The organism is Micromonospora sp. CB01531 (genome assembly GCF_001905095.1).
Taxonomy (GTDB): Bacteria; Actinomycetota; Actinomycetes; order Mycobacteriales; family Micromonosporaceae; genus Micromonospora.
The window spans coordinates 32,176-45,434 of sequence record NZ_LWLS01000138.1; the positions used below are offsets into that span (position 1 = coordinate 32,176).

Consider the following 13,259-nt stretch of genomic DNA (forward strand, 5'->3'; position numbering starts at 1 on the left):
AGATGATCCTGGTGACGGGGGCGACCGGCACAGTCGGTCGGGAGGTGGTGTCGCTGCTGCTCGCGCGGGGCGAACAGGTTCGGGCGGTGAGCCGCGACCCGTCCCGGGCGGATCTGCCGGCCGGGGTCGAGGTGGTGGCCGCCGACCTCGGCGACCCCGCCTCGCTCACGCCCCACCTGACCGGCGTCGAGGCGGTCTTCCTGATCTGGCCGTTCACCGACCCGGCCGTGGCCCGGCGGGCCGCCCCCGAGGTCGCCCAGGCGATCGCCGAGCATGCGTCCCGGATCGTCTACCTCTCCGCCCCGGGCGCCGCTGACCAGCCGGCGTCGTTCTGGGCGGAGGTCGAACGGGCGGTCGAGGCGTCCGGCGCGGCATGGACCTTCCTGCGGCCGGTCGGCTTCGCCGCCAACACCCTGATGTGGGCCGACCAGATCCGCGCCGGCGACGTGGTGCGCTGGCCGTACGGGGGCGCGGCCCGGTCACTGATCCACGAGCGGGACCTGGCCGAGGTGGCCGCGGCGGCGTTGACCTTGGACGGCCACGCCGGCGCCCGGTACCTGCTCAGCGGTCCGGCGACGCTGACCCAGGAGGACCAGGTACGCGCCATCGGCCGGGCGGTCGGCCGGGAGCTGCGCTGGTCGGAGATGCCGGTCGGCGAGGCACGGCAGATGCTCGCCGCCGCCTTCGGCGACCCGGCCTTCGCCGACGCTGCGCTGGCCGGCTGGGCCGCCTTCGTCGCCCGTCCCGAACAGGTCACCGACACGGTACGGCAGTTGACCGGCCACCCCGCCCGCACGTACGCCGAGTGGGCCGCCGACCACGCCGCCGCCTTCCGCTGACGCGTCCTCGGGCCGGTCGCCCCGGCCGGCCCGAGGACGCGGCGGGTCACTCCAGTTCGTGCAGCATGAGCTGGCGGGCCGCCTCGGTGATCGAGCCCGACAGCGAGGGATAGATGGTGATCGTCTGGGCCAGCTCGTTGACGGTGAGGTTGTTCTCCACCGCCATGGTGATCGGCAGGATCAGTTCGCTGGCCTTCGGCGCCACCACCACGCCGCCGATCACCTGGCCGCTGGCCGGGCGGCAGAAGAGCTTGACGAAGCCGTCGGCGAGGTCGTCCATCTTCGCCCGGGCGTTGCCGGCGAGCGGCAGCATCACCTGGCGGGCCGGGACCTTGCCGGCGTCCACCTCGTTCTGCGAGACGCCGACGGTGGCCAGCTCCGGGTCGGTGAAGACGTTCGCGGCGACGGTACGCAGCCGCAGCGGGCGGACCGCCTCACCGAGCGCGTGCCACATGGCGATCCGGCCCTGCATGGCGGCGACGCTGGCCAGCGGCAGCACGCCGGTGCAGTCGCCGGCGGCGTAGATGCCGGGCACGTTGGTCCGGGAGACCCGGTCGACGGTGACGTAGCCGCCCCGGGCCAGCTCGACGCCGTACTCGGCGAGGCCCAGGTTGGCGGTGCTGGGCACCGAGCCGACCGCGATCAGCGCATGGCTGCCGGACACCTTGCGGCCGTCGGAGAGCTCGACCTCCACGCCGTCGCCGGTCCGGCGGACCGCCTCGGCACGCGAGTTGTTGAGGATGCTCATGCCCCGGTTGCGGAACACCCGCTCGATCGCCATCGCCGCGTCGGCGTCCTCGTGCGGCATGACCCGGTCCCGGCTGGAGACCAGGGTGACCTCGACGCCCATCGCCAGGTAGGCGCTGGCGAACTCGGCGCCGGTCACGCCGGAGCCGACCACGATCAGGTGCTCCGGCAGCTCCGGCAGGTCGTACACCTGGCGCCAGGTCAGGATGCGCTCCCCGTCGGGGACGGCGGTGGGGAGCTGGCGCGGCGTCGCGCCGGTGGCGATCAGGACGGTGGACGCGGCGATCGAGTACTTCTCGTCACCGTCGGCCGGGGTGACGATCACCCGGTGGGTGTGACCGAGCGTGTCCTCGCCCAGCCGGGCGGTGCCGGCGACGAACTCCACCCCGGCCTTGACCAGCTTGGCGTGGATGTCGGCGGACTGGGCCAGAGCGAGCCGTTTCACCCGCTCGTGCACCGCCCGGGCGTCGACGGTGACCGCCTCCAGCCCGTCCGAGTGCACCCCGAACTCCTCGGTGTCCCGGTAGCCGGTCACCACCTCCGAGCTGGCGATGAAGGTCTTCGACGGGACGCAGTCGGAGAGCACGCAAGCCCCGCCGGCCCCCTCCGCCTCGACCACGGTGACATCAGCGTCCAGCTGGGCGGCGACCAGCGCCGCCTCGTACCCGGCCGGTCCCCCGCCGATGATCACGATCTGGCTCACAGCGCTCGCCCCTCGTCCGTGCTCACAGTGACTTTCTTCTCCCCATCGCGCTCGACACGCACCGTCGTATTCTCCCCCACCCGCCGACCGGGCTATCGTCATCGCCGTGCGTCTGTACGCCGCTTACGGCTCAAACCTGGACCCCGCCCGCATGCGCGCCTACTGCCCGCATTCGCCGATGGTGGGTACCGGCTGGCTGGAGGGGTGGCGGCTCACCTTCGCGGGCGAGGGCGTCATCGGCTGGGAGGGCTCGGTCAGCACGGTGGTCGAGTCCCCGGGTGACCGGGTCTTCGTGGCGCTCTACGACATCCACCCGTACGACGCCGCGCAGCTCGACGAGATCGAGGGCGTGACCGCCGGTACGTACCGGAAGCTCACCGTCCGCGTCTCCACGCTGGACGGGGACCTGACCGCGTGGGTATACGTCTTCGACGGCTACGAGGGCGGCCTGCCGACGTCGTGGTATCTGTCGGAGATCGCGAACGCGGCGGAGAAGGCGGGCGCGCCGGACGACTACGTCACCGAACTGCGGTCCCGCCCCACCGGCACCGCGTCGGCCTAGAGGCTCTCCCACGCGTCCAGTCTCCCCCGGCCGGTGCCCCGGCCAGCCGGCGACCCCGGAGCGCGGGTCGCGTGTCACACACCAGCGGCGGTGACGGTGCGCTCGTACATGTCGGTCCAACGCACCTCGCTCAGCCCCACCGAGCGGTAGAGGGTCACCGGGGTGGTCGGGTTGGCCAGATCGACGCCGAGCCCGGCGGACGCCCGGCCCTTCGCGGCGTACGTGGCGAAGGCCCGGCGCAGCAGCGCCGCACCCACCCCGCGCCGCCGGTACGCGGGCAGCACCGACAGCGTGCGTACCCAGCCCATGTCGTGTTCCAGCGCCTGGTCGGAGGACTGGAGGGCGCCGGCCGGCGCTCCGTCGACCTCGGCGACGAACCACTCGTCCCAGACCTTGCCGTACGACGGGAGCTGCTCCCGCCACGCCTCGAAGCCGAGCGGCTCGTAGTCGGGGGTGTCCCGGAACGCGGTGTCGAAGATCTGATGGAACAGCCGCAGGTCGGCCTCGTCGCCGGCGCGCAGCGGGCGGACGGCCACCCCGGCCGGCGGGGCCGGCTCGGCGGGCAGGTCGGCGAGGGAGCGGGACATCCGGACGTACCGCTTGACCCGGGTGAAGCCGGCCTCGACCAGATCGGCCGCCCAGCGGGTCTCCGGGGCGAAGACCGCGCAGCGGACGGTGAGCGCCGGCACCCCGCGCTCGGCCGCGCGCTCGGCGACTCGGTCGAGCTGCCGGGCCAGCAGTGGGGCGCGCAGGTCCGCACCGCGCTCGGGGTCGACGAGGACGTCGACGAACTCCCGGCCGACCCCGCTCGCGTTCTCGAGGATCGCCCAGGCGACGGCGGCGCCGTCCGGGTCGGTGACCAGCCACGAGTCCCGGGCCGGGTCGACAAAGGGGGCGGTCAGCGCGGACTCGACGTCCTCGGCGTCGAAGTCCGGGTAGCCGACCGCGAAGGTGTCGGCGGCGTGCACCACCTTCAGGATCGCAGGCACGTCGTCGAGGGTGGGGCGGCGGGCGGCCCAGCCGGCGGGGAGCGTCACGCCGCTGATCCTGGCAGCGCACCGGCCCGCGCGCCCCTCATTTATCCGCTGCGGAGGTGCAGCCGGGCGGCGGTGAGCAGGTTGAGCAGTTCCGCTCCCTCGCCGGGGGCCAGCGCCCGAAACGCGGTGGCGGCCAGCCGGTCGGTCACCGCCTCGGCCCAGAGCCGCCGCCGCACCAGCGGCCCGACCGGCGGGTACGGGGGCGACCAGCCGCAGGCGGCGGCCCCCGCCTCCCCCTCCGGCCCGGCCAGCACCGCCTCCAGCGGGGTCATCCCGGCGGCCCGGACCGCCAGCAGGTAAGCCCCGGCGAAGTGCTCACGGAGCAGCAGCAGCGCGACGGCCGCCCGGGCGCCCGGCGAGCGGTCCGGCACCGGCATGGCCCGCCAGGCGGCGAACAGTGGCATCCCGCTGCCGTCCGCCGCGTCGACCGCACGTTCCAGCAGGCCGGCCAGGCGGGGCGACTCGGGGGCGTCGCTCAGGTGCTGGACGCCCCACCGGCAGCACTCGGCCAGGTTCGCCTCGGCGACCGCCAGTGGGCGGGCCGTACGGGCGGCGGCGTCCCAGCCGTCGGCGACCGCGTCGGGGGCGATGAAGCCGAGCGCGGCGGCGACCGTCTCGGCGCGGACGTCGCCGAGCGCGCCGGCCCGGCCGGTGATGTAGAACGCCCAGCCGGATATGCCGAGCAGCCGGGCGCGGCGCAGCGTCGCCGGGCAACGGGAGAAGGCCTCCCCGAGCTCCAGCACCGGCGGCTTGCTGGCGGCGGCGACCTGCTCGGGGGTCATCGACGGCGCACCGCCGTCCGTCCACCGTGGTCGTCCATCCCGATCAGTCTGCCCCGTTGCCTTCCCCGTCGGCATCCCCCTCTTCGGCGTCCAGCGCCTCCATCGCGGCCTCCACCTCCCCGGTACGCCGGCGGGCGGTGGTGAGCGACCGCTCGGCGCCCCGTCGGGCCAGCTTGGCCCGGCTCAGTTCCTGCTCGGCGACGGCCCGGCGGCGTTCCAGCTCGGCCAGTTCGGTCTCGATCCGGTCCAGGCTCGCGGCGCCATCCCGCTCGGACCGGGCGGCCTCGGCCAGTTCCGCCTCGGCCCGGTCCTGGTCGCCGCGGGCCTTCGCCAGCTCGCGTTCCAGCGCCCGGCGGCGTTTCGCCCGCTCGGCCCGGGCCGCTCGCGCCGCGGCCCGCTCGTCGCGTTCCCGGCGGGCCCCGGCCCGTCCGGCCGCCGGCTCCTCCGGCTCCGGTTCCTCCGCGCCCCCGGTGACCAGCCGCAGTTGCGGGCGGGGCACCTCGCCGAAGCCGGCATAGTGGGTGGCCCGGAGCAGCCGGCCGGTGCGGACCTGCTCGGCCACCTCGGCGTCGGACAGAGCGGCGTTGAGGGTCGCCTCGACCTCTGCCAGCGGGAGCTTCCCGGCCGACGGGGCACCCGGCTCGGCGGCGGCCAGCTTGCGAGCCTCGTCGACCAGCGCGCCGACCACGGCCCGGCGCTGGGCGGACAGCTCGCGCAGCTTGGCGCCGCGCAGGTCGCGCTGGGCGGTGCGGAGCGACTCGGCGAGCTGCGCCAGGTCGGCGACCAGCTCGGGCCGGCGGATGGCGAGCAGGTTGACCAGCCAGGCGGCCACGGTGGGCCGGCGCAGCTTGCCGATCTCGCGGGCGGCCTTCTGGTCGCCGGCCCGGCGCGCCTCGGCCACGGCGGCGTCGCGGGCCGCGACGAACCGGTCGGGTGGGGTCGCGTAGAGCCGCTGGACCAGCTCGGGGGTGGGTCCAGGCACGGCGGTCAGGCGTCGATCCGGGTGCCCGGTTCGAGGCGGCGGTAGTCGGTGTTCGACAGTGCGGTGTACTGCCGGTCGAGCACGCCGAAACCGTTGTCGTTGAGCAGGCCGTCGTGCAGGGCGTACGCCCGGCGCGGGGCGACCGCCCGGATGAAGTCGACCACTTCGGAGAACTTGTTCCAGGGCGCGTGGATCGGGGCGAAGAGGGTGTCCACCTGGACGTCGTCGGGGACCACCAGCGAGTCCCCCGGGTGGTAGACGACGTCGTTGATCAGGAAGCCGAGGTTCTCGATGACCGGGATGTCGGGGTGGATGACGGCGTGCTGGCCGCCGTACGCGCGGATCGCCACGCCGGCGGCGGTGAACGACTCGCCCGGCGCGACCACGGTCAGCGTCTCGGCCGCGTCACCGAGGACCTCGGCGAGCGAGGTCGGGCCGTTGATCCGGAACGGGCGCCGGTCCAGCGCCCGGGTCACCGCCTCGACGTTCACGTGGTCGGGGTGCTGGTGGGTGATCAGCACCGCGTCCGCCCCGTCCAGCGCCTCCGGTTCGCTGTAGACACCGGGGTCGACGACCAGCACTCCCCCGTCGTGCTCCACCCGGAGGCAGGAGTGGGCGTACTTGGTGACCTGCATCGTGACTCCTCGATTATCGAATCGTGACGTCCTCAGCGCAGTCTGCCGGAACCGGCGCAATGGCGCGTCGCGTCCGACGTATCGACCCCGGGACGGGGCCCGTCGAAGATCGGAGCGGGGACATGAGCGAGCGAATCATCAGCACAGCCACCGTGGGTGCCTCATGGCGGCGCCGAGCGCAGCGAGGTGACGGCGTGAACGCAGAACGAGGACGCCGCCGGGCCGTATCACTGGCGGTGGTGGGGCTGGCGGTGGTGCTGGCCGCGGGGGCTTGCGGCGCCGACAGTGGGCAGAACGACCAGGCCACGTCGGCGGAGGCACCGGCCGCGGGCGCGGCCCAGGACAAGGCGGGCGCGGGCGCGGACCGGGACGCGGCGGCGCCCGCCCCGGCCGGTTCCGGCGGGGCCCAGCCGGACCTGCGGGTCGACCAGCGGTCGATCATCTACACCGGCACGTTGCAGGTCCGGGTGGACGACGTGGAGAAGGCAGCCCGCGCGGCGACCGACGCGGCGACCGCGGCGGGCGGGTTCGTCGGCGGCGACCAGCGGCACAGCGAGGCGGCGGACGCCCGCGCCGAGCTGACTCTGCGGGTGCCGGCGGATCGGTTCACTGCGGTCGTCGACGAGTTGTCCCGGCTCGGCCAGCCGGAGCAACGCGAGGTACGCACCGAGGACGTCACCGAGGAGACCGTCGACCTGGACGCCCGGATCGCCACCCAGCGGGCTCGGGTGGACAGCGCCCGGAAGCTGCTCGCCCGGGCCAGCTCGATCAACGAACTGGTCACCTTGGAGAACGAGGTGGGCCGGCGGGAGGCCGACCTGGCGTCGCTGGAGGCGAAGAAGCGCCGATTGGCAGACCTGACCGCGCTCTCCACCATCACGGTGGCCTTCGTGGGCACCGACGCCACGACCGCCGAGGAGGGGACGGAACTCGGCTTCCTGGTAGGGCTGCGGGGCGGCTGGGACGTCTTCGTCACCACGATGTTCGTGCTGCTGACCGTGCTGGGCGCGGTGTTGCCGTTCGCGGTGGTGATCGGCGTACCAGTGGTGCTGCTGGTGCGGGCGGCGCGCCGACGTCGGGCGCGCCGGGCGCCACCGGCCGGTCCGGCCCCGACGGTGCCGGGACCGGCCGGTCCGGTGGGTGGTCCGGCGCCTAGCGCGCCGCCGCCAGTGCCCGCAGCGCGGTCTGGACCATGAGGCGTACGCCGACCGGGATGGCGCGCTCGTCCACGTCGAACGAGGCCCGGTGCAGGTCCACGTTGGGCCCGTTCCGGCCGACGCCGAGGCGGGCGAGCGCGCCCGGCACGTGCTCGAGATACCAGGAGAAGTCCTCGCCACCCATGCTCTGCGGGGTCTCCGCGATCCCCTCGGGCCCGAGGGCGGCCGCGGTGGCCGCGGTGAGTACGCCGATGGCGCGGGCGTCGTTGCTGACCGGCGGGCGACCGCGCAGGTATTCCAGGTCGACTGTCGCGCCGGTGGGGGCGATGACGTCCCGGACGACCTGAGCCACGATCTTCGGGGCCTGCTCCCAGGTGTCGCGATCCATCACCCGCAGCGTGCCGGCGGCGCAGGCCTCGGAGGGGATGACGTTGTAGCGGGTGCCGGCCGAGGCGTGGCCGAACACCAGCAGCAGCCCGCTGTTGGCCGCCACCCGTCGGCTGACCAGGGCCGGCACCTCGGTGACCAGCCGGCCCAGCGCGTCGACCAGGTCGACCGTGAGGTGCGGGCGGGCGGTGTGCCCGCCCGGGCCGGTGAGCCGGACCGTGACGTTGTCGGCGGCGGCGGTGATCGGGCCGACCCGGAGACCGACCCGGCCGACCGGGAGGTTCGGGTCGCAGTGGACGGCGAAGATCTGCACCACGTCCTCGAGACCACCGGCCTCGATGACCTCCAGCGAGCCGCAGGGCAGGATCTCCTCGGCCGGCTGGAAGATGAGCCGGACCCGGCCGTCGAGCTGGCCGAGGTCGGCGAGCTGGGCGAGCAGCATGCCGACGCCGAGCATCACCGTGGTGTGCACGTCGTGCCCGCAGGCGTGGCAGACGCCGTCCACGGTGGACCGGTACGGCACGTCCTTCGGGTCGGTGAGCGGCAGTGCGTCGATGTCGGCGCGGAGCGCGATCACCGGGCCGTCCGGGCGCCCGTCGATGTCGCAGATGACGCCGTTGCCCTTGGGCAGCAGCCGGGGCTTCAGCCCGGCGAGGGAGAGCTCCCGGTGGATCAGGGCGGCCGTCTCGAACTCCTCGCCGGACAGTTCCGGGTGGGAGTGGATGTGACGGCGGGTGGCGATGAGCCCGGGTACCCGGAGGGCGAGCAGATGGTCGAGCTCGAAGGGCAGGGGCTGGGACCCGGTCGGCGCCTCCGGCCAGGACGACGCCAGCGGGCTGCCGGAAGGCAGCGTCAACGCACTCGTCACGTCGAATTCTCGATCACTAGAGATGGATGGATCTTCGGGGAGAACAGCAGACAGCCTAGACCGCCGACGGTGACGCTGCGCAACATCTTTCGGGTAGCGGTCGGACCGCACAGCGTCACGAATACCCTGGTGGGAAGGCTCGAATATCTGCGGGACAGCAGGTAGATCGCGGTCGAACGCCGTCATCTGCCCCACACCTCCTACAACGCGTAACCGATTCAACGGTCACCAAATCCCGGGCCGTCGTTCCGAATTGTCGCATTAGTCTCGGCAATTAACTGCCGGTCGGACAATTGCGCGACAACAGTCGGCTGTCGGACGACTCCCCACGGTGACAGGCCGGTCCGCTGTGCGACCGCACAGGCTGTCCGTCCCGTTCACCCGACCGGGTTACCCGCATTCCCGATCCGCACACGCGCACAAGGGCGGGCCCCACTGCCCCACGGCTCGACGGACGGGCCGGGCGACGCCGCCCGGAGGGTCCGCACCGAACGTGCCGCCAGGCAGCCCGCCCGGCACCTTCGCAGAGCCGTCTCCGCTTCCGCTCACGTGCGGGGAGACCATCGACTGTACGCTGCCGCGAGGCCCTGCGGCGAGACCCGTACGGCCAGCTCAGGGCACTCTCAGCCAGGCCGGCACAGGCGCGGCCTCCCCTTCCCCAGGCACCGCCCGGGCCGCCGCGGAGAACCAGGTCAGAACCGGTCGCTCGGCCGGTACGTGCCCCACACCTCGCGCAGCGTCCCGCACACCTCGCCGACCGTGGCCCGGGCGCGCAGCGCCTCCTTCATCGGGTAGAGCACGTTCGCGCTGCCCTCGGCGCCGGCCCGCAGCTCGGCCAGGGCGCGCTCGACCGCCTCGGCGTCCCGCTCAGCGCGCAGCTTCGCCAGCCGCTCCGCCTGGGCGGCCTCGATCGCCGGGTCCACCCGCAGCGGCTCGTACGGCTCCTCCTCGTCGATCTGGAACCGGTTGAGCCCGACCACCACCCGCTCACCCGAGTCGATCTCCTGGGCGATCCGGTACGCGGACTGCTCGATCTCCCGCTTCTGGAAGCCGGCCTCGATCGCGTCCACCGCCGAGCCGTGGTCGAAGACCCGCTGCATCAGTTCGTCGGCGGCCGCCTCGATCTCGGCGGTCATCGCCTCCACCACGTACGACCCGGCGAACGGGTCCACGGTGGCGGTCAGGTCCGTCTCGTACGCCAGCACCTGCTGGGTCCGCAGCGCCAGCCGGGCCGCCTTCTCCGTGGGCAGCGCGATCGCCTCGTCGAAGCTGTTGGTGTGCAGCGACTGGGTGCCGCCGAGCACCGCGCCGAGCCCCTGGACGGCCACCCGGACCAGGTTCACCTCCGGCTGCTGGGCGGTGAGCTGGACGCCTGCGGTCTGGGTGTGGAACCGCAGCATCATCGACTTCGGGTTCTTCGCCCCGAACTCGTCGCGCATCAGCCGGGCCCAGAGCCGGCGGGCCGCCCGGAACTTGGCGACCTCCTCGAGCAGGGTGGTGCGGGCGACGAAGAAGAACGACAGCCGGGGCGCGAAGTCGTCCACGTCCAGCCCCGCGGCCAATGCCGCCCGGACGTACTCCACGCCGTTGGCCAGGGTGAACGCGATCTCCTGCGCGGGCGTCGCACCGGCCTCCGCCATGTGGTAGCCGGAGATGGAGATGGTGTTCCACTTGGGCACCTCGGCCCGGCAGTACGCGAAGGTGTCGGCGACCAGGCGCAGCGACGGCTTCGGCGGGAAGATGTACGTCCCCCGGGCGATGTACTCCTTGAGGATGTCGTTCTGAATGGTGCCGTTGAGCGCCCCGCCCGGCACCCCGGACTCCTCGGCCACGAGCTGGTAGAGCAGGAGCAGCACGGAGCCGGGTGCGTTGATGGTCATCGAGGTGGAGACCTTGTCCAGCGGGATGCCGGCGAAGAGCTGCCGCATGTCCTCGATGGAGTCGATGGCCACGCCGACCTTGCCCACCTCACCGTGCGCGATTGGGTCGTCGGAGTCGTAGCCCATCTGGGTGGGCAGGTCGAAGGCGACCGAGAGGCCCATGGTGCCGGCGCGCAGCAGTTGGTGGTAGCGCGCGTTCGACTCGGTGGCGGTGCCGAAGCCGGCGTACTGCCGCATGGTCCACGGGCGGGAGGTATACATCGTCGGGTACACCCCGCGGGTGTACGGGTACTCGCCCGGGGCGCCCAGCCGCTCGGCCAGTTCCCCGGGGAGATCGTCCGCCGTGTAGACGCCCTTGATCGGGAAACCGGACTCGCTTGACCGCCGTTCGCTCATTACCGGATGGTAGGACGCGGCCGGCCGTCGATGGATGAGGGATACCGCACACTGCGCCGGCCGCTCGACGACAGGTGAGTAGCTGGCCACATACCGTCGAGTAGGTAAACGTCCGCCGCGTCGGGTTTCGCATCGGGCGTCGGAACCAGCAAGATAGGGGGGTTGTGTCCCAGCCCCCTCGATATCCCCCGGTGGCTTTTCAAGTGACTCAGATCCCGACGTGGAGCGGCGGACCGATCAGTCCCCCCACTGGACGCGCGGCACCCGGCACCACCATCGGTGGTCGCTATTCGCTGCGGTCTCCGGTGGGCAACGGCGGCATGGGCACGGTGTGGCGCGCGACCGACACCCTGCTGCGGCGCGATGTGGCGGTCAAGGAGGTCGTGCTCCCGCCGGGGCTGGCCCCCAGCGACCGTGACGCACTGTACGAGCGGACCCTCCGCGAGGCCCGCGCGGCCGCGGCGATCCAGCATCCGGCCGTGGTCCAGGTCTACGACGTGGTCACCGAGGGCGGTCGCCCGTGGATCGTGATGGAGCTGCTGGACGCGCGCAGCCTGGCCGACATGGTGATCGAGGACGGGCCGGTCGCGCCCCGCGTGGTTGCCAAGATCGGCATCGCGCTGCTCGGCGCCCTGGAGGTGGCGCACGCGATCGGCGTGCTGCACCGCGACGTCAAGCCGGCCAACGTGCTGATCTGCTCCGACGGCCGGTGCGTGCTGACCGACTTCGGCGTCGCCCGGATGCCCACCGACGTGCAGCTCACCACGCCCGGCATGGTGCTCGGGTCGCCGCACTTCATCTCGCCCGAGCGGGCGATGGGCCAGGATTTCGGCCCGCCGAGCGATCTGTTCTCGCTCGGCGTCACGCTCTACACCGCCGTGGAGGGCCGGCCCCCGTTCGACAAGGGCGACCCGATCGAGACCATGCACGCGGTGGTCGAGGACCCGCCGGCCACCCCGCAGCGCAGCGGCCCGCTGACCGGCGTGCTGATGGGCCTGCTGGAGAAGGATCCGGCCCTCCGGTATGACGTGCACACCGCCCGGCGCATGCTGCGTGAGCTGCTCGCCGGCCCGCTGACCAGCAACGCCGCCGCGGTCAACTCGGTCACCGACCCGTACTCGGTGGTGCCGGTGCAGCGGCCGCCGATTCCGCTGCCCGCCGCGCCCGAGCCGAAGCCGACCGGGCAGATCGGCGGCCGGGCGATGATCGGCCCCGGCGAGTCACTGACCGACCGGCTCGCCGCCCTGCGCCGGGGCGAGCGCACCGAGCCCAGGGCCGCCGCGGGCAGCGCGGCGCTGGACGAGACCAGCGCGGACGCGCTGGCCGGCCCGCTGCACACCCCCACCGGCGCGATGCCCGCGCCGGGCGCCGCCCCGGAGGCCACCCAGCGGATCTCGCCGGACGCCACCCAGCGTTTCGGCGTCGGCGCGGGACCGGAGGCCACCCAGCGACTCGGGGGCGGGCACCCCGACGCCACGCAGCGGGTCGACGTCGGCCACCCCGAGGCGACCCAGCGGGTGTACGGCCGTGGCGCCGACGCCACCCAGCCGGTGTACGGCGGCAACCAGTGGTCGGTGCCGGGCACCGGCCAACCGTGGGCCACACCGCCCGCCGCGCCGGCCGACGGCGGTGCCCTCGGCAAGGCCCGCGGCGTCGGCAGGCAGCTCGTCGGCACGGTCAAGGGCTGGCCGCGCAAGGTCCAGCTGGCCGCCGCCGGGGGCGTGGCCGTGCTGCTGCTGATCGGCGTGATCGCCCTCAACAGCGGCGGCGACGAGACCCCGCCGCCGATCGTGCGCACGCTGCCCACCGCCACCGTCGAGGCCCCGCCGGTCGAGATGCAGGAGGTCTCGGCCAAGGACGTCACCACCCAGGTGCCGAAGGGCTGGGAGCGCAAGACCGGCGGCGTCTTCGTCGACTACGTCGACCCGCAGGACAGCCGGCGCAAGGTCCGCATCCTGGCGGAGAAGTGGAACGGCACGTCGATGAGCTGGGCCGAATTCGCCTCCCGGAACCTTGCCGGCAACAGCAAGTCCTGCGCCAAGCCGTACAACGAGCTCGCGATGTCGGAGACGACGCTGGCCGGCAAGCCGGCGGCGGAGTTCGAGTACACCTGCGGCGAGGGCGACTCGATGCGGCACGGCGTCTGGCGCGGCGTGGTCGAGGGCGGGAAGGTGTACTCGTTCTACCTGACCGCCAACGACGCGAAGTTCGCCGAAAGCAAGCCGATCTTCGACGCGATGGCCCGCTCGTTCCAGCTCACCGGGGCCAACTGAGTCGAGGCCGA

The 13,259-nt window shown here is 73.3% G+C and carries 11 protein-coding genes; 4 read left to right on the forward strand and 7 right to left on the reverse strand.

Features of this window, described 5'->3' with window-relative positions; genetic code table 11:
- Nucleotides 1-2 precede the first annotated feature (2 nt).
- Entirely contained in the window at nucleotides 3-839 is an 837-nt protein-coding gene (locus A6A27_RS40230) for an SDR family oxidoreductase (RefSeq protein ID WP_073839899.1), read from the forward strand.
- Between the two features lie 46 nt (nucleotides 840-885).
- On the opposite strand, the gene A6A27_RS40235 is transcribed toward A6A27_RS40230, so the two are convergent.
- A complete protein-coding gene (locus tag A6A27_RS40235) occupies nucleotides 886-2,289 on the reverse strand; it encodes an NAD(P)H-quinone dehydrogenase (RefSeq protein ID WP_073839900.1) in 1,404 nt (467 codons plus the stop codon).
- Nucleotides 2,290-2,395: 106 nt separating this feature from the next.
- On the opposite strand from A6A27_RS40235, the gene A6A27_RS40240 reads away from it, so the two are divergent.
- Nucleotides 2,396-2,851 carry a gamma-glutamylcyclotransferase gene (locus tag A6A27_RS40240; RefSeq protein WP_073839901.1) on the forward strand — a complete coding sequence of 152 codons (456 nt, stop codon included), beginning with the start codon at nucleotides 2,396-2,398 and terminating at the stop codon, nucleotides 2,849-2,851.
- 74 nt (nucleotides 2,852-2,925) lie between these two features.
- On the opposite strand, the gene A6A27_RS40245 is transcribed toward A6A27_RS40240, so the two are convergent.
- Genes A6A27_RS40245 through A6A27_RS40260 form a run of 4 tightly spaced genes read right to left on the reverse strand, consistent with a single transcriptional unit; the run spans nucleotide 2,926 to nucleotide 6,287 of the window.
- Nucleotides 2,926-3,888 (reverse strand): GNAT family N-acetyltransferase, encoded by a 963-nt coding sequence (locus A6A27_RS40245; protein WP_073839902.1) that lies wholly within the window; start codon nucleotides 3,886-3,888, stop codon nucleotides 2,926-2,928.
- Between the two features lie 41 nt (nucleotides 3,889-3,929).
- A complete protein-coding gene (locus A6A27_RS40250; RefSeq protein WP_073839903.1) occupies nucleotides 3,930-4,670 on the reverse strand; it encodes an SCO6745 family protein in 741 nt (246 codons plus the stop codon).
- A 43-nt stretch (nucleotides 4,671-4,713) separates the two neighbouring features.
- Nucleotides 4,714-5,652 carry a hypothetical protein gene (locus A6A27_RS40255; protein ID WP_073839904.1) on the reverse strand — a complete coding sequence of 313 codons (939 nt, stop codon included), beginning with the start codon at nucleotides 5,650-5,652 and terminating at the stop codon, nucleotides 4,714-4,716.
- Between the two features lie 5 nt (nucleotides 5,653-5,657).
- Nucleotides 5,658-6,287, reverse strand: a complete 630-nt coding sequence (locus A6A27_RS40260) for an MBL fold metallo-hydrolase (protein WP_073839905.1) — start codon at nucleotides 6,285-6,287, stop codon at nucleotides 5,658-5,660.
- Between the two features lie 194 nt (nucleotides 6,288-6,481).
- Between A6A27_RS40260 and A6A27_RS40265 the strand changes: the two genes are divergently transcribed.
- Nucleotides 6,482-7,483 (forward strand): DUF4349 domain-containing protein, encoded by a 1,002-nt coding sequence (locus tag A6A27_RS40265; RefSeq protein WP_073839906.1) that lies wholly within the window; start codon nucleotides 6,482-6,484, stop codon nucleotides 7,481-7,483.
- On the opposite strand, the gene A6A27_RS40270 is transcribed toward A6A27_RS40265, so the two are convergent.
- Both A6A27_RS40270 and A6A27_RS40275 read right to left on the reverse strand, forming a co-directional pair.
- The gene (locus A6A27_RS40270; RefSeq protein WP_073839907.1) at nucleotides 7,440-8,699 is read right to left on the reverse strand and encodes an amidohydrolase; all 1,260 of its coding nucleotides are present in this window, start codon (nucleotides 8,697-8,699) and stop codon (nucleotides 7,440-7,442) included. The two genes, A6A27_RS40265 and A6A27_RS40270, sit on opposite strands and share 44 nt — an antisense overlap.
- A gap of 692 nt (nucleotides 8,700-9,391) precedes the next feature.
- Entirely contained in the window at nucleotides 9,392-10,975 is a 1,584-nt protein-coding gene (locus tag A6A27_RS40275) for an acyl-CoA mutase large subunit family protein (RefSeq protein ID WP_073839908.1), read from the reverse strand.
- A 203-nt stretch (nucleotides 10,976-11,178) separates the two neighbouring features.
- Here A6A27_RS40275 and A6A27_RS40280 point away from each other — a divergent pair, with 203 nt between their 5' ends.
- Entirely contained in the window at nucleotides 11,179-13,248 is a 2,070-nt protein-coding gene (locus A6A27_RS40280) for a serine/threonine-protein kinase (protein WP_073839909.1), read from the forward strand.
- Nucleotides 13,249-13,259 lie beyond the last annotated feature (11 nt).

Excerpts from the sequence above, each read along its gene's own strand:
- A6A27_RS40230 (WP_073839899.1), top strand. The coding sequence starts at position 3 with ATGATCCTGGTGACGGGGGCGACCGGCACAGTCGGTCGGGAGGTGGTG.
- A6A27_RS40250 (WP_073839903.1), bottom strand. The coding sequence starts at position 4,670 with ATGACCCCCGAGCAGGTCGCCGCCGCCAGCAAGCCGCCGGTGCTGGAG.
- A6A27_RS40260 (WP_073839905.1), bottom strand. The coding sequence starts at position 6,287 with ATGCAGGTCACCAAGTACGCCCACTCCTGCCTCCGGGTGGAGCACGAC.
- A6A27_RS40275 (WP_073839908.1), bottom strand. The coding sequence starts at position 10,975 with ATGAGCGAACGGCGGTCAAGCGAGTCCGGTTTCCCGATCAAGGGCGTC.